10 protein-coding genes are annotated in these 16,093 nt (G+C 74.2%); 5 read left to right on the top strand and 5 right to left on the bottom strand.

Annotated elements, in window-relative coordinates; all coding sequences use genetic code 11:
* Positions 1-168: 168 nt before the first annotated feature.
* Positions 169-1,338, bottom strand: coding sequence for an ROK family protein (locus ACFYST_RS15780; RefSeq protein ID WP_387646524.1), 1,170 nt, complete (start codon positions 1,336-1,338; stop codon positions 169-171).
* A 159-nt stretch (positions 1,339-1,497) separates the two neighbouring features.
* Between ACFYST_RS15780 and pepN the strand changes: the two genes are divergently transcribed.
* Entirely contained in the window at positions 1,498-4,062 is a 2,565-nt protein-coding gene (pepN, locus tag ACFYST_RS15775) for an aminopeptidase N (RefSeq protein ID WP_387862702.1), read from the top strand.
* A gap of 116 nt (positions 4,063-4,178) precedes the next feature.
* Here the strand turns inward: pepN and ACFYST_RS15770 are convergent, their stop codons facing one another.
* Together ACFYST_RS15770 and ACFYST_RS15765 are read right to left on the bottom strand one after the other, a co-directional pair.
* Complete coding sequence (locus ACFYST_RS15770) at positions 4,179-5,723, bottom strand: sensor histidine kinase (protein WP_387862699.1); 1,545 nt, start codon at positions 5,721-5,723, stop codon at positions 4,179-4,181.
* A complete protein-coding gene (locus ACFYST_RS15765) occupies positions 5,720-6,424 on the bottom strand; it encodes a response regulator transcription factor (RefSeq protein ID WP_387862698.1) in 705 nt (234 codons plus the stop codon). The genes ACFYST_RS15770 and ACFYST_RS15765 overlap by 4 nt, the downstream gene beginning before the upstream one ends.
* A 178-nt stretch (positions 6,425-6,602) precedes the next feature.
* On the opposite strand from ACFYST_RS15765, the gene ACFYST_RS15760 reads away from it, so the two are divergent.
* The 3 genes from ACFYST_RS15760 to ACFYST_RS15750 are packed head-to-tail and all read left to right on the top strand — an operon-like array spanning position 6,603 to position 9,189.
* A complete protein-coding gene (locus ACFYST_RS15760) occupies positions 6,603-7,961 on the top strand; it encodes a ferric reductase-like transmembrane domain-containing protein (RefSeq protein ID WP_387862696.1) in 1,359 nt (452 codons plus the stop codon).
* A gap of 14 nt (positions 7,962-7,975) precedes the next feature.
* Positions 7,976-8,479 (top strand): FMN-binding protein, encoded by a 504-nt coding sequence (locus ACFYST_RS15755; protein ID WP_387862693.1) that lies wholly within the window; start codon positions 7,976-7,978, stop codon positions 8,477-8,479.
* Positions 8,480-8,502: 23 nt separating this feature from the next.
* Entirely contained in the window at positions 8,503-9,189 is a 687-nt protein-coding gene (locus ACFYST_RS15750; protein ID WP_387646677.1) for an FAD:protein FMN transferase, read from the top strand.
* A gap of 200 nt (positions 9,190-9,389) precedes the next feature.
* Here ACFYST_RS15750 and psbW read toward each other — a convergent pair whose 3' ends face one another.
* Together psbW and malQ are read right to left on the bottom strand one after the other, a co-directional pair.
* Positions 9,390-9,608, bottom strand: coding sequence for a photosystem II reaction center protein PsbW (psbW, locus tag ACFYST_RS15745; protein WP_387646538.1), 219 nt, complete (start codon positions 9,606-9,608; stop codon positions 9,390-9,392).
* Between the two features lie 21 nt (positions 9,609-9,629).
* Positions 9,630-11,816, bottom strand: coding sequence for a 4-alpha-glucanotransferase (gene malQ / locus ACFYST_RS15740; RefSeq protein WP_387862690.1), 2,187 nt, complete (start codon positions 11,814-11,816; stop codon positions 9,630-9,632).
* Between the two features lie 296 nt (positions 11,817-12,112).
* On the opposite strand from malQ, the gene ACFYST_RS15735 reads away from it, so the two are divergent.
* Positions 12,113-15,919: a beta-N-acetylglucosaminidase domain-containing protein gene (locus ACFYST_RS15735; RefSeq protein ID WP_387862687.1), complete on the top strand. Its 3,807-nt coding sequence runs from the start codon at positions 12,113-12,115 to the stop codon at positions 15,917-15,919.
* Positions 15,920-16,093: the final 174 nt, after the last annotated feature.

Genomic DNA, 16,093 nt, shown 5'->3' with positions numbered 1-16,093 from the left:
AGAGCCGCAACGTTGCGGCGAGGTGGGCAGGAGTCAACCCCGTCACCAAGCTTGTCGTCAACAAGTAAAGCATCTGGCCAGGGGATTCAGACCTTTTCGTTATCTTCCTGAAGGCTCAGTCGAGATCGGACGGCCGCTCAGGAGCCGTCCGGAACCTCTCGCACCCCGTCAGAGCCCTCCCGTCTCACCCATCTCACTCATCACCAGGGCGAGCGCCCCGAGCACCTCGGCGCGGCCACCGAGCGTCCCCGGGACCACCGACAGCTGGCGGGCGGCGCTGGGGATGGCGTACCGGGCCACCGAGTCCCGGATCGGGGAAAGCACCAGTTCACCGGCCTCGGCCAGGTCGCCGCCGAGGATCACCCGGCGGGGGTTGAGCAGGTTGCACAGGGTGGCCACGCCCATGCCGATCTGGCGGCCGGCGTCGGCGATCACCCGGCGGCAGCCCAGATCGCCCTGCTGGGCCAACTGCACCACCTTTCCGAGTGTCAGTTCGCCCGGGTGGTTGGCGTTCAAGAGGTTGAGCAGGTAACGGGAGCCCACGTAGGTCTCCAGGCAGCCGCGGTTGCCGCAGCGGCAGACCGGGCCCGCCTCGTCCAGCGTGATGTGCCCGATCTCACCCGCGGTGCCCCCCGGGCCCCGGTAGATCTGGCCGTTGATCACCAGGCCGGAGCCGACGCCGCTGGCCACCTTGATGTACGCCAGGTCGCCCAGGCCCCGCCCGGCGCCCCACACCAGCTCGCCCAGCGCGCCCAGGTTGGCGTCGTTGTCCACGTGCACCGGCATGCCCAGGCGGCGCGCCAGCTCCTGGCCGGGCGTCACCCCGGACCAGCCGGGCAGGATCGCGGTCGAGCCGAGCGCCCCGGTCTCCTGGTCGATCGGGCCGGGCACGCCCAGGCCCACGCCGATCACCTTGTCGTGCTGGAAGCCGGCCTGCTCCAGCAGCCGGGCCACCATCCGCTCGGCCAGGTCGAGGCCCTGCTGCGCGGAGACGTCCACGTCCAGCGGCTCGCTCTCCTCGGCCAGCACCCGGTGCGCCAGGTTGCCGACCGCCACCCGCAGGTGGGTGTGGCCGAAGTCGACGCCCACCACGATCCCGGCGTCCCCGCTCAGCGAGACGCTGCGCGCCCGGCGCCCGCCCGAGGAGGTGTCGGCGACCACCACGGTGCCGGACTCCTTGAGCTCCCGGACGATGTTGGACACCGTCGCGGCCGACAGCCCCGTACCCCGGGCGATCTCGGCCTGGGTCAGCGATCCGGCCATCCGCACCGCCCGCAGCACCCGTTCGAGATTCGCCCGGTGCAGCGAGGACTGCGATCCCGGTGTGTCCGTCGACATGTTCCACCCTCCAGGGCGCACTTCGTTCGTCCAAAGTTCAGCTTCAACTTGTGAACTCTATGCTCCGGTACAGATCGGAGGGGCCGTCAAGTACGAACACGGATCGTTACGCACGTGGGAGGATGCCGGTAACCGAGCCCTGACGAAGGAGTCCTGCGAGTGCCTGGCACCAACTTGACCCGTGAGGAGGCCCGCACCCGGGCCGCACTCCTGCATGTGGAGTCGTACGACATCGAGCTCGACCTGAGCTCGGCGCGCGAGGGCGGCACCTTCCGGTCCACCACCGTGGTCCGGTTCACCGCCACCGAAACCGGCGCTTCCACCTTCATCGACCTGGTCGCCCCCGCCGTCTCGGAGATCGTCCTCAACGGCCGCGCGCTGCCGCTGGAGAACTTCTCCGACAGCCGGATCGCGCTGCCCGACCTGGCCGCCGCGAACGAGCTGCGGGTGGTCGCCGACTGCGCCTACACCAACACCGGCGAGGGCCTGCACCGGTTCGTCGACCCGGCGGACGGCGAGACCTACCTCTACACCCAGTTCGAGGTCCCGGACGCCCGCCGGGTGTTCGCCAACTTCGAGCAGCCCGACCTGAAGGCCGCCTTCGCCTTCACCGTCACCGCCCCCACCGGCTGGGTCGTGGTCTCCAACTCGCCGACCCCCGAGCCCACCGGCGACGGCGACACCCGGGTGTGGACCTTCGAGCCCACCCCGCGCATCTCCACCTACATCACCGCGCTGGTGGCCGGCCCCTACGTCGGCGTGTTCGACGCCTACGAGAACGGCGCGCAGCGCGTGCCGCTCGGCGTCTACTGCCGCCCCTCGCTGCGCGAGTTCCTCGACGCCGACGCCATCTTCGCCGTCACCAAGCAGGGCTTCGACTACTTCCAGGACAAGTTCGACTTCGCCTACCCGTTCGCGAAGTACGACCAGCTGTTCGTCCCGGAGTTCAACGCCGGCGCGATGGAGAACGCGGGCGCCGTCACCCTCCGCGACCAGTACGTGTTCCGCTCCAAGGTCACCGACGCCTCCTACGAGATGCGCGCCGCGACCATCCTGCACGAGCTCGCCCACATGTGGTTCGGCGACCTCGTCACCATGGAGTGGTGGAACGACCTGTGGCTGAACGAGTCGTTCGCCACCTTCGCCGAGGTGGTCTGCCAGGCCGAGGCGCCCGGCTCCAAGTGGCCGCACTCCTGGACCACCTTCGCCAACCAGATGAAGACCTGGGCGTACCGGCAGGACCAGCTGCCGTCCACCCACCCGATCATGGCGGAGATCAACGACCTGGAGGACGTCCAGGTCAACTTCGACGGCATCACCTACGCCAAGGGCGCCTCGGTGCTCAAGCAGCTGGTGGCGTACGTCGGCCAGGACGCCTTCTTCCAGGGCGTGCGCGCCTACTTCAAGCGCCACGCCTGGGGCAACACCCGCCTCACCGACCTGCTCGGCGCCCTCGAGGAGGCCAGCGGCCGCGACCTTCGCGTCTGGTCCAAGGCCTGGCTGGAGACCGCCGGCATCAACGTGCTGCGCCCGGCCCTCGAGGTCGCCGCGGACGGCACCATCGAGTCCTTCGCCGTCCTGCAGGAGGCCCCCGCGCTGCCCGCCGGCGCCCGCGGCGAGGCCGTGCTGCGCCCGCACCGCATCGCCATCGGCCTGTACGAACTGGTCGACGGCAAGCTGGAGCGCGCCGAGCGGATCGAGCTCGACGTCGACGGCGAGCGCACCGAGGTCCCGCAGCTCACCGGCCGCCGGCGGCCCGCCGTGCTGCTGCTCAACGACGACGACCTGTCCTACGCGAAGGTCCGCCTCGACGCCGACTCGCTGGCCGTCGTCACCGAGCACCTCGGCGACTTCACCGACTCGCTCCCCCGCGCGCTGTGCTGGGCCTCCGCCTGGGACATGACCCGCGACGGCGAACTCGCCACCCGCGACTACCTGTCGCTGGCGCTGGCCGGCCTGCCCCGCGAGAGCGACATCGGCGTGGTCCAGTCCGTGCACCGCCAGGTCAAGCTCGCCCTCGAGCTGTACGCCGACCCGGCGTGGCGCGAGAGCGGCCTGCAGCGCTGGGCCGCCGCCGCCGAGACGGCGCTGCGCGAGGCCCCCGCCGGCAGCGACCACCAGCTCGCCTGGGCCCGCGCCCTCGCCGGCTCCGCCCGCACGGACGGTCAGCTCGCGCTGCTCGCCGGGCTGCTGGACGGCACCGAGACCGTCGAGGGCCTGGCCGTCGACACCGAGCTGCGCTGGACGCTGCTCGGCCGCCTGGTCGCCACCGGCCGCGCCGACGAGGCCGCGATCGACGCGGAACTCGCCCGCGACAACACCTCCTCCGGCCAGGAGCACGCCGCCACCTGCCGGGCGGCCCGCCCGACCGCCGAGGCCAAGGCCGAGGCGTGGGAGTCCGTGGTGGAGTCCGACACCCTGACCAACTACGTGCAGGAGGCCGTCATCGCCGGCTTCCAGCAGCCCGACCAGCGGGACCTGCTCACGCCGTACACCGAGAAGTACTTCGCCTCGGTCAAGCAGGTGTGGGAGACCCGCAGCCACGAGATCTCGCAGCAGATCATCGGCGGCCTGTACCCCTCGTACGCGGTCTCGCAGGCCACCCTGGACGCGACCGACGCGTGGCTGGCCTCGGCCGAGCCGGCGCCGGCGCTGCGGCGCCAGGTCGTCGAGGCGCGGGCCGGTGTGGAGCGGGCGCTGAAGGCTCAGGCGGCGGATCGCTGACACGAGGTCATGACGGGGCCCGGGGGACGCGTTCTCCCGGGCCTCCGGCGTGTTCGGGGTTGCTGCTGCTGCGCGGCAAGCGCCGGCCGGTCCGGGAGGGCGCGGTCACGTGCAGGTCATTGTCCGGCGTCGCGATCTTGCTGACGGGTGCGTTCCCCTTCGCGCAGTTCCCCGCGCCCCTGGCGGTGCTCTCCCTGGTCCTGCGCGGGCAGGGTGATGCGGAAGGTGGTTGCCCCGGGTTCGCTGTGCACGGTAGCCGTGCCGGCGTGGGCTTGGACGACGGCTTGGACGATGGCGAGGCCGAGGCCGGTGGAGCCGGTGCGGCGGGAGCGGGTGGGGTCGCCGCGGACGAAGCGGTCGAAGACGTGCGGGAGGAGTTCGGGCGGGATGCCGGGGCCGTTGTCGGTGACGGTGAGGGTCGCGTCGGTGGGGGTGGCCGAGAGGTGGAGGGTGACCTCGGTGCCGTCGGGGGTGTGGGTGCGGGCGTTGGCCAGCAGGTTCGCCACCACTTGGGTGAGGCGGTGGGGGTCGCCGGGGACGGTGACGGGTTCGGCGGGCAGTTCGAGCAGCCAGCGGTGCTGTGGGGCGGCGGCCCGGGCGTCGGCGGTGCAGTCCAGGGCGATCCGGGTGAGGTCGACGTCCTCGACGGCGAGCGGGCGGCCGGCGTCGAGGCGGGCGAGCAGCAGCAGGTCCTCGACGACGGTGCCCATGCGCTGCGACTCGGCGGTGATCCGTTCCAGTGAGTGCCGGACCGGCTCGGGCACCGGTCCTGGGTGCCGGAGCGCGAGTTCGGCGTGGCCGCGGACGGCTGCCACCGGGTTGCGCAGTTCGTGGCTGGCGTCGGCGGCGAAGGCGCGCAGCCGTTCCTCGACCTGCTGACGGCGGGTCAGTGCGTCCCCGATGTGGCCGAGCATCCGGTTGAGTGCGGTGCCGACCCGGCCGACCTCGGTGCCGGGGTCGTCGTCGGGGACGCGTTCGCCGAGGTCGACCGCGCCGCTGGCCAGCGGGAGGGCGGAGACGCGTTCGGCGGTGGCCACCACGCGTTCCAGCGGGCGCAGCGCGAGTCGGACGCCGATGGTGCCGGTGACCGCGGCGACCGCGAGGGCGACGGCGAACACCACGAGTTCGATCATCAGCAGGCGCTGGACGGTCTCGTCGATGGGGTGCAGTGGCAGGCCGGTGATCAGTACGTCCCCGTCGGAGCCGGTGACGGCGGCGGCCCGGTAGTGGCCGAGGGCGGAGAGTGTGAGGTCGCGCGGGTGGCCGCCGGCCGGGAGTGCGCGCAGGGCACGGACGTCCTGGTCGGTGAGCGGGACGGGGGCGTCGCTGCCGCCGCTTCCGGCGATCGGGACGGGGTCGTCGTCGCCGGGCGGGATGCCGCCGACCACGGCGGCGTGGGTGACGGTGCCGTTCACCAGGCGGGCGCCGAAGGTGCCGGGCGACTGGGCGCGGGTGTCGTGGCCGTTCACGCCGGGGTGTTCGAGGCTGGCGGCGTAGCGTCCGCCGGCGGCGGCCAGTTGCTGGTCGGTCCGGTCGACCAGGAAGTGCCGCAGCGCCGAGGTGGTGGCGAAGCCGACGCCGACGCAGATCAGCGCGATCAGTACCAGGACGCCCGCGACCAGCCGCGCCCGTAGCGTGCGGGGCCGTCCGGCGGCCGTCATCCGGTGGCCGCCTTGAGTACGTAGCCGGCGCCGCGCACGGTGTGGATCATCGGTGGCCGGCCGGCGTCGATCTTGCGGCGCAGGTAGCTGATGTACAGCTCCACCACGTGGGCCTGCCCGCCGAAGTCGTAGGACCAGACGGCGTCCAGGATCTGTGCCTTGCTGAGCACCTGCCGCGGGTGCTCCATCAGGTAGCGCAGCAGGGCGAATTCGGTGGGGCTGAGGTCGATGATCTCGCCGCCGCGGCTGGTCTCCCGGACTGCCGGGTCGAGGTGCAGGTCGCCGACGGTGAGGGTGCCGGGGGCGGCCGGTCCGGCGGGGGCGGCGCGGCGCAGCAGGCCGCGCAGCCGGGCCACGACCTCTTCCAGGCTGAACGGTTTGGTGACGTAGTCGTCGCCGCCGGCCGAGATGCCGGCGATCCGGTCCTCGACGGCGTCCCGGGCGGTCAGGAACAGCACCCGTACCTCGGGGTCGGTGCGGTGCACCCGGCGGAGCACTTCGAGCCCGTCGAAGTCGGGCAGCATGACGTCCAGCACGATGGCGTGCGGGTGCCATTCGGCGGCGGTGGTGACGGCGTCGTGGCCGCCGGTGACGCCGCGGGCCTGCCAGCCTTCGTAGCGCAGGGCGCCGCAGATCACCTCGACCAGGTCGGGTTCGTCGTCCACCACCAGGACCCGCCATGGGGTTTCCGCGTGCTGCATGGATCCATTCTGGCGTTCCGGCATGAGAAAGCGGTGAGATCATCCGACCGCTTCGCGTAGAGTGCGGGCCCGGCGACCTGCGCGAACGCCCCGGGGAGGGCCTGGGGGCGGCGCCCTTTCATAGGGAACTGAGAGATTCCGGTGCCACGGTGGCAGAGCACCACCGAAGGAGGGCCCGTTGACCGTACTGACCAGCCCGACCCGCGCCGCCCGCCGCGCCGCCCCGCGCCAGGGCCTCCCCCCGGACGCCGTCCGGCACGGCGCGCTCGCCCTGATCGCGCTCGGCGCCCTCGCCGTGCTCGCCCTGTGGTGGATCGACACCCCGCGAATAGCCGGCGCCGCGGACTGGCTCACCGGCACCGCCCGTATCACCGGCCTGCTGGCCGGCTACGCCGCGCCCGTCCTGCTGCTGCTGATGGCGCGCATTCCGCTGCTCGAACGCGAGGTCGGCGCCGACCGGATGGCCCGCTGGCACGCCTTCGGCGGCCGGTACCTGGTGTCGCTGATCACCGTGCACGTGCTGACCGTCATCTGGGGCTACGCGCTGACCAGCGGCCAGGGCCTGTGGAACCAGGGCGTGGAGATCGTCCTGCACTTCCCCGACATGCTGAAGGCCACCGCCGCCACCCTGCTGATCCTCGGCACCGGCGCGGTCTCCGCCCGGGCCGCCCGCCGCCGGCTCAGCTACGAGGCCTGGTACTACCTGCACCTGGCCACCTACCTGGCCGTCGCACTCGGCTTCGGCCACCAGCTCACCACCGGCGCCGACCTGGCCGACAACAAGGCCAAGGCCCTCTGGTACCTGCTGTACCTCGGCACCGCCGCCGTCCTCGGCTGGTACCGGCTGCTGCGGCCGTTCCTGCGTGACCGCCGGCACCGGCTGCGGGTCGCCGAGGTCCGGCCCGAGGGGCCCGGCGTGGTCTCGGTCTTCCTGACCGGCCGGCACCTGGACGAGCTGCGCGCCGAGCCCGGCCAGTTCTTCCGCCTCCAGTTCCTCACTCCCGAGCTGCGCTGGGCCGCCAACCCCTACTCGCTGTCCGCTCCCCCCCACCCGCACTTCCTGCGCTTCACCGTCAAGGGCCTTGGCAAGCACAGCGCCGCCGTCGCCGGCCTCGCCCCCGGCACCGCCGTCCGGGCGGAGGGCCCGTACGGGGCGTTCACCGCGCGGCGCCGCCACGGCGGGCCGGTGCTGCTGCTCGGCGCGGGCGTCGGCATCACCCCGCTGAGGGCGCTCTTCGAGACGCTGCCCGGGCGGCTGACGCTCGTCCAGCGGGCCCGGCACCCCCAGGACCTGCTGTTCCGCCACGAGCTGGCGGCCGTCGCCGCCGGGGGCCGGGGCAAGCGGGTGCACGAGCTGCTCGGTAGCCGCGAGCAGGTCGGCGACCTTGGTGCGGCGCTGCACCGGCTGGTGCCGGACCTCGGCCGCCACGAGGTCTACCTGTGCGGGCCGGAGGCGTTCACCGCCGAGGCGGTCCGCGCGCTGCGCGCCGCCGGGGTCCGGCCGTCCCGCATCCACCACGAGTCCTTCGTCTTCTAGGAGCCCCCACCGCCATGCGCCGAGCCGTCATCACCGCCTCCGCGACCGCCGCCGGGGTCGTCCTGCTGCTCTCCCTGAAGCCGCACGACCCGTCCGGCGCGGCCGCCATCTCCTCCTCCCCCGTGGCCGGGGGCACGGGGAGCACCAGCAGCCAGGCCTCGTCCCCGATGTCCCCGTCGTCCCCGTCGTCTCCGTCGTCCCCGTCTTCCGCGTCGTCCTCGCCCGGTACCGGCGGTGCCACCCGGACCGTCACCGGCAGCGCCATCAACACCCGGTACGGGCCGGTGCAGGTCCGGGTCACCATGAACGGCAGCGCGATCGGCAAGATCGACGTGATCCAGTACCCCAACCGGGACCGCCGCGACCAGGAGATCAACAGCTTCGCCGTCCCGCAGCTCAACCAGGAGGCGATGGCCGCGCAGAACGCGCACATCGACGTGGTCTCCGGCGCCACCTACACCAGCGACGGCTATACCCGCTCCCTGCAGAGCGCCCTGGACCAGGCGGCGAAGAAGTGACCGCCACCCACGTCGAGCACGTGATGGGGACGGTCTTCTCCTTCACCGTCCGCGACCCCGGCGCCGGGACCGCCGACGCCCTCGCCCGGATCGTCACCCGCCTGCACTGGATCGACGCGGTGTTCTCACCGTACCGGCCGGAGAGCGAGATCAGCCGGCTCGGCCGCGGCGAACTCGCGCTCGCCGACTGCGACCCCGAGGTCGCCCGGGTGCTGGAGCGCTGCGCGGAACTCGCCGCCGAGACCGACGGCTACTTCACCGCGACGCCCGGCGGACACCTCGACCCGAGCGGCTGGGTCAAGGGCTGGGCCGTCGAGGAGGCCTCCCGCACCCTGCGCGAGTCGGGCTCCGACCAGCACTGCGTCAGCGGCGGCGGCGACGTGCAGACCGCCGGCGGCCCCTGGCGCATCGGCATCGCCGACCCGCACCGCCCCGGCGCGGTGGCCCGCGTGGTCACCGGCCACGACCTGGCCGTCGCCACCTCCGGTACCGCCGAGCGCGGCCCGCACATCGTCGACCCGCACACCGGCCGTCCTGCGACGTCCTACGCCTCGCTCACCCTGGTCGGCGACCGCCTCGCGCACCTGGACGCCCTCGCCACCGCGGCCTTCGCGATGCCGCACGCCCTCGAGTGGCTCACCGCGAGGGGCGTGCCCGCGCTGCTGATCCACCCGGACGGACGGCAGGAGGAGACCCCCGGCCTGCCGTGACCGCCGGGGTGGACGGTGACGGTGTGTCAGGGTGCGGTCTGCGCGCCGAGCGCCCGCCCGTGCGCGTCCGGCCCGGGTCCGGGTACGACGGAACGCCCGGTGCTCCGAGGAGCGCCGGGCGTCCGGTGTTCCGTCCCGGGGGCGCTGGGCCCCGCCGTTCCGCGCACCCGGCGGGGTGTGCGCAGCGGCCTGACGCGGGATTACTTCTTCTTGCCCGGGATCATGCAGAGGCCCGCGATCACCAGGAAGGAGACGATCGGGAGGGCGACAAACAGGCCCAGGGTCTGGCCGACGCTCAGGCCGGCGCCCGGGTCGTCGCCGTCGTCGCGTACGAGCGCCATGGCGGGCGACGACATCAGCATCATCAGCGTGGCCGCCGCGGTGACCGCACCGGCGCGCATTGCGTTCCTCTTGTCCACGTTTCACAACTTACCGGCCCCCTACACCGGGTCGCCCGGCGGGGTGCGCCTGTCGGCGTGTCCCGCCGCCGGAGCGACGGACGGAACGCCGGACGGAACGCCTGGTGGGGCGCCGAGCGGGGTGAGGGTGGCGGCGATGGCGGCGGTGCCCGGGGCGGTGGCGATCCGGTCGAGGGTGCGGGGCGTTCCGGTGGCGTCGGCGACGGGGAGCCGCCAGTTGGGGTACTGGTCCCAGGTGCCGGGGAGGTTCTGCGGGCGGGGGTCGCCGACGGTGTCGGGCAGCCAGACGCCGACCAGCCGGGCGGGGGTGGCGCGCAGGTAGGCGTGGAGCGCCTCGGGGGTGACGGGTGCGCCGTCGGCGAGCAGGCCGAGGCGGACGAGTTCGCGCTGCCAGTCGGCGAGTTCGGTGGCGGCGGCGTGCTGTTCCTCGGCCAGCGGGCGGGCCAGCAGGCCGAGTTGGTGACGCAGTGCGACGTGGTCGCCGGTGAGCCGGGCGGCGGTGCTGGGCAGGTCGTGGGTGGTGAGGGTGGCGAGGCAGCCGGCCCGCCAGCGTTCCGGGGGCAGGACGGCGCCGCCCGCGTGCCAGTCGCGTTCGAACCAGAGCACGGAGGTGCCGAGCACGCCGTGTTCGGCGAGCCGTTCGCGGACGCCGGGTTCGACGGTGCCGAGGTCCTCGCCGATGACGGCGGTGCCGGCCCGGTGGGCTTCCAGGGCGAGGACGGCGAGCATCGCCTCGGCGTCGTAGCGGACGTAGGTGCCTTCGGTGGGCCGGGCGCCGACGGGTACCCACCAGAGCCGGAACAGGCCCATCACGTGGTCGATCCGGATCGCGCCGGCGTGCCGGGCGGCGGCGCGCAGCAGTTCGGCGAACGGGCCGTAGCCGGTTTCGGCGAGGGTGTCGGGGCGCCAGGGCGGCAGGCCCCAGTCCTGGCCGTGGGCGTTGAAGGCGTCGGGCGGGGCGCCGGTGGAGATGCCGGTGGCGAGGACGTCCTGCAGGGCCCAGGCGTCGGCGCCGTCGGGGTGGACGCCGACGGCGAGGTCGTGGATCAGGCCGATCGGCATGCCGGCGTCGGTGGCGGCGCGCTGGGCGGCGCGCAGTTGTTCGTCGACCAGCCAGGCCTGCCAGCGGTGGAACTCGACGCGGTCGGCCAACGCGGCTTTCTCGGCGGCGACTTGGGGGTTGGACGGGTGGCGCAGCCCCTTCGGCCAGGAGTGCCAGGCCGCGCCGTGCACCTCTGCCAGCGCGTTCCACACCGCGTACCGTTCCAGCCACTCGCCCTCGCGGCGGACGAACGCCCGGTACGCGGCGTCCCGGCCGACGCCGCGCGGCACGGTGTGCAGCAGTTCCAGTGCCTGCTGCTTGAGCGCCCGGACCGAGTCGCGGTCGATGAGCGCGTCGTGTTCGAGCACTTCCTCGCGCAGCAGCCGGGCGCGGCGGGCCAGGTCGCGGACCCCGTCGTGGCGGGTGTACTCGGGGATCGCCTCGATCCGCAGGTGCACGGGGTCGGCGAAGCGGCGGGAGGACGGGCGGTACGGGGACGGGTCGGAGGGGACGCCGGGCATGCCCGCGTGCAGCGGGTTGATCTGCAGGAAGCCGGCGCCGAGTTCGGCGCCCGCCCACTGGGCGAGGTCGGCGAGGTCGGTGAGGTCGCCCATGCCCCAGGACTGGTCGCTGAGCACCGAGTACAGCTGCGCGAGGAAGCCCCAACCGCGCTGCCGCGGTTCGGGGATGCGCGCCGGGGCGACGATCAGCGCGGCGCGGCCCGCCCGTTCACCGGCTGTCACGTGCAAGACGTGCCGGCCGAGCGGGACGTCCTCCGGGAGCCACCAGGAATGGTCGTGCGTCAACTCCCAGGAGCCGCCGCCCTCCAGCTCGACCCGCACCCCGGCGTCGGCCGGCAGGTCGAGCGCGGTGCGCCGGCCCTGCCAGGCGACCACGGTGGGCGGCAGCAGTCGCTGGGCCTGTTCGGCGCGGTGGCGTTCCAGTGCGGCGGCGGCCAGTTCGGGCGTTCCGGCGTCCACGCCGAGGGCGGCGAGCACCGTGGTGAGGGTGCGCGGCGCGACCTGGACCGGCCCGGCGCCGGCGTCGTAGCTGGTGTCCACCCCGTGCGCGTGGGCCAGTGCCAGCAGTTCCGGTGGTGCGGGCGGGTTGTCCTCCGCCGGCACCTGATCGGTTCCCAGCTGCTCTCGGTCAAGGTATGCGGCCACCCAGCGCACTCCGTCCTCGGGCTCCCGAACGCGACAGGCACAGTCCTACCCGCGCGCCCGTCCGCCGACCCCGACCGACACGGCGGCCCGTCGGCACCGGACGGGTGAACGTTCCGGAGGCGGGTTGCCGCGAGCGACGGCGATAGCACTGTAATACCGGGCGATAACGGACATAGCTGCCACGGGCGTTGACAGGGACGCGGAGAGCTGATGGGCTGGTCGGGCCGGATGGCCATGGGGGGCCGGGGCGGGCTGTGGGGGCCGGTGAGCTGGATGTTTCGGGCGAGGAGGCTCCGGTGCAGGCGCGGGTGTCGGTGGCGGCCGGACGTCGGCTGAGGCAGCAGTTGGAGCAGGGAACGGCACTGCGTGAGGTGCTCTACCACCCCGCGGCGCTGACGGCGCGCCGGACGGCGGCCCGGACGGCCCGTCAACTGGCGCCGCGCGCCGCGGACCGGTTCATCGCCGACATCAAGGGAACGGACCCGCTGCTGGCCTCGGTGCGCGCCGAGCGGCGGGCGGGTCGGCGCGGCAGTTCGCTGCGGCTGGCGGCGACGCTGTCGGCGGCGGCCGTGGTCGGCGGGCTGCTGATCCCCGCGCAGAGTGTCGCAGCGCAGCCGGGCGGCCGGCAGACGGTTTCCGCCGAGGTGGACGTCCCGGGTGCGGCCGAGGCGCCGCTGCCGCTGGGTTCGCTGGCGGACCCCCAGGTGTTCCCGCGCCCGCAGCAGTTGCGGCCGGGCGGCAAGCCGGTGGCGGTGCCCAAGCGGGCGACGCTGGTGATGGCGGACGGCGCGGACGGCCCGGCGGTGGACGCGGTGCGCGCGCTGCTGACCAGGGCCGGCGCCGCCGAGGTGGAGACCGTCCCGGAGGCGCCGGCGACGCCGGCGGCGGGGTCGCTGGTGGTGTACGTGGGCGGCCCGCGCGAGGGCGCGGGCGGGCCGACCGACCGGGCGCTGCGCTCCCTCGCGACGGCGGCGGGCCTGAAGGACACCGAGGTACCGGCGCTGACCGGCCTGCCGTCCGGCGGCCACCTGCTGGCGGTGGGCCAACTGCCCACCGCGGGCGGCGCGTACGGCGCGGTGGTGCTGGCGGGCATCGACGGCGAGGGCACGTTCTACGCGGCGCAGAGCCTGGCGCAGCTGCTGGCGCCGATCGGCCCCGGTCAGGGCCAGGGCGCGGCGGGCGACAAGGGCTTCCCGGGCGTGCTGGTGCGGGACTGGCCGACGGGTGCGGCGGTGCGCGGCACCGCCGAGTCGTTCTACGGGGAGCCGTGGAGCCCCGAGCAGCGGCTGGCGGCGGTGGACTTCCTGGGCCGCACCAAGCAGAACTTCTTCCTGTACGCGCCGGGCGGCGACCCGTACCGCTCGCGGCGCTGGCGCGAGCCCTACCCGGCCGACCAGGTACGGGAGTTGACCGAGCTGGCGGGCCGGGCCCGGGACAACCACGTGACGCTGGCGTACTCGGTGAACCCGGGGCAGTCGTTCTGCTTCTCGTCCGGCAAGGACCTGGACGCGCTGATCGCGAAGCTCGACGGGCTGCGTCAACTGGGCGTCCGGGCGTTCCAGTTGGACTTCGCGAACGTCTCCTACGACGAGTGGCACTGCGGCACGGACCGCCGCAAGCTGGGCACCGGGCCGGCGGCGGCGGCGAAGGCGCAGGCCGCGGTGGTGGCGGCGGTGCAGAAGCGGGTGGTGGCGCCGCACCCGGAGCTGGCGCCGCTGTCGGTGGTGCCGACCGAGTTCCAGAAGCAGGGTTCGACGCCGTACCGGGCGGCGCTGGCGGCGGGGCTGCCCGCCGAGGTGCAGGTGGTGTGGAGCGGCGGCGCGGCGATCGCCAAGCAGGTCACGGGCGCTCAGCTCACCGAGACCGCCGAGCTGTTCCGCCGTCCGCTGATGACGCTGGACAACTATCCGGTGAACGACTCGGCGCCGGACCGGCTGTTCCTGGGCGGCTACGGCGGCCGCGATCCCGAGGTGGCGCAGCGCTCGGCGGTGCTGCTGACCTCGGCGATGAGCCAGCCGGTGGCGTCCCGGATCCCGCTGGCCACCGCCGCCGACTTCGGCTGGCAGCCGGGCGGCTACGTGCCGGAGCGTTCGCTGTCGTCGGCGCTGCGGCTGCTGACGGCCGGCCCGGCGCAGCGGGCCGCGGTGGCGGCGCTGGCGGGCAACAGCGCGTCCTCGCCGCTGGGCGACAAGGAGTCGGCGTACCTGGCGCCGCTGGTGGAGCGGTACTGGGCGACGGTGGAGCCGGTCTCGGGCGCGCCCGCCGACCAGGCGAAGGTCAAGGAGGCGGCGCAGCCGCTGCGCGAGGCGTTCGCGGTGATGGCGGACGCCCCGAAGACACTGGCGGGCGACCCGCTGGGTACGGACGCCGCGCCGTGGCTGGCCCGGCTGGCGGCGTACGGCGCGGCGGGCCGGGCCGCGCTGGACATGCTGACCGCGCAGCACGCCGGCGACGGCACCGCGGCCTGGCAGGCCCGGCTGGAGCTGGGCCGGCAGCGCGCGGTGCTGGAGCAGAACCCGGTGACGGTCGGCAAGGGCGTGCTGGACGCGTTCCTGGACCGGGCGACGAAGGCCGCCGACACCTGGGCGGGCATCACCACCGGCGCCTCCCCGACCACCACCCTGGGCACCGCGCACGACCACGGCCCGGCGCTGATGGCGGACGGTTCCGCGACGACGTTCTACTGGTCGTCGGCGCCGCCGCAGGTCGGCGACAGCTTCGGCCTGGACCTGGGCACCGCGAAGCCGCTGGGCACCGTGACGGTGCTGATGGGCGGCCACGGCGACGACCCGGACTCGGCCTCGGCGGCCGACGACTACCTGCACGACGGGGTGCTGGAGTACTTCAGCGGCTCGGGCGGCTGGCAGCCGCTGACGACGGTGCACGACCAGCGGGTGGTGATCGCGAACGCCCCGGCGGGCGCGGTCGCCAAGGCCGTGCGGCTGCGCGCCACCGGCGGGCAGAAGACCGCCGTCGCGGTGCGCGAGTTCACCGCCGGCGCGCCGAACGCGGTGGACGCCGAGGTCAGCGGCCCGCCCGCGGTTCCCGGCTCGTCCCCGGAGGCGGTGCTGTCGGGCGACCCGGACTCGGCGTTCCGGGCGGCGGCCCCGCCCAGCGCGGGCGACGCCCCGCTGACCGTCGAACTGGGCACCGCCCGCCCGCTGGACCGGCTCACCGTACTGACCGACCCGGCGGTGCGCGCCGAGGCGACCGTGCAGGTGCGGCACCCGGACGGCAGCTGGGCCGACCTCGGCCAGGTCCGCCCCGGCTACAACGAGCTGCGCGCCGACGGCAGCCAGGTGGACGCGTTCCGCATGGTGTGGCGGCCCGGCGGCGAGGCCCCGGTGGTCAACCAGGTGATCCCCTGGTACGCGGACGTCCCGGCGGCCCGGCTGACGCTGGCCGAGCCGACGCTGGACGTGGTGGCGGGCGCCGCCCCGGTGCAGACCAGGGCCACCGTGGAGTCGGGCCGCCCGGACGCGCTGACCGGCGAGCTGAAGGCCGAGGTCCCGGCCGTCGCCAAGGGCCTGACGGTGGCGCCGGCCGGGTCCGTGACGGTGCCGCGCGGCGGCAAGGCGGGCGCCCCGGTGCAGGTGTCGGCGGCCGCCGACACCCCGTCGGGCACCTACCGGGTGCCGCTGGTGTTCACCGCGGGCGGGGTCACCGTCCGCCAGGAGCTCCAGGTGCACGTGGTCCCGCCGACCGGCGGTCCCGACCTGGCCCGTTCCGCCAGCGCGTCGTCCTCGGGCGACGACAGCGGCAAGACCCCGGCGGCGGCGATCGCCGACGGCAACCCGAAGACGTCCTGGAAGGCCCCCGCGAAGGACGACGCCTGGGTGCAGCTGCGGCTGCCGCAGCCGACCCGGCTGGGTGCGGCGGTGCTGCACTGGGGCGACGCGTACGCCTCCCGCTACCGGGTGCAGACCTCGCCCGACGGGCTGGTGTGGACCACCGTGGCGGTGGTGGACAACGGGCAGGGCGGCACCGAGACGGTCCGCTTCGACGCCGCCGACGCGCAGTACCTGCGGGTGCAGGGCGTCAGCCGGGCCGGCCGCTACGGCTACACGCTGTCCGCGGTCGAGCTGTACGGCGTCACCGGCTAGGTCTGTCGGCCGGACAGGCCCTGGTCACCGGCTCGGTCTGTCGGCCGGACAGGCCCTGGTCACCGGCTAGGTCTGTCGGCCGGACAGGCCCTGGTCACCGGCTGGCCGAATACACGGTGGGCCGCCGACGCTCCCGCTGCGGGGTGCGCCGGCGGCCCATGAGGCGTACCGAAT

Source organism: Kitasatospora sp. NPDC004614, from assembly GCF_042873675.1.
Lineage (GTDB): Bacteria > Actinomycetota > Actinomycetes > Streptomycetales > Streptomycetaceae > Kitasatospora.
The sequence above is the reverse complement of the archived record's forward strand: the minus strand, read 5'-3'. Positions and strand labels throughout refer to the sequence as shown.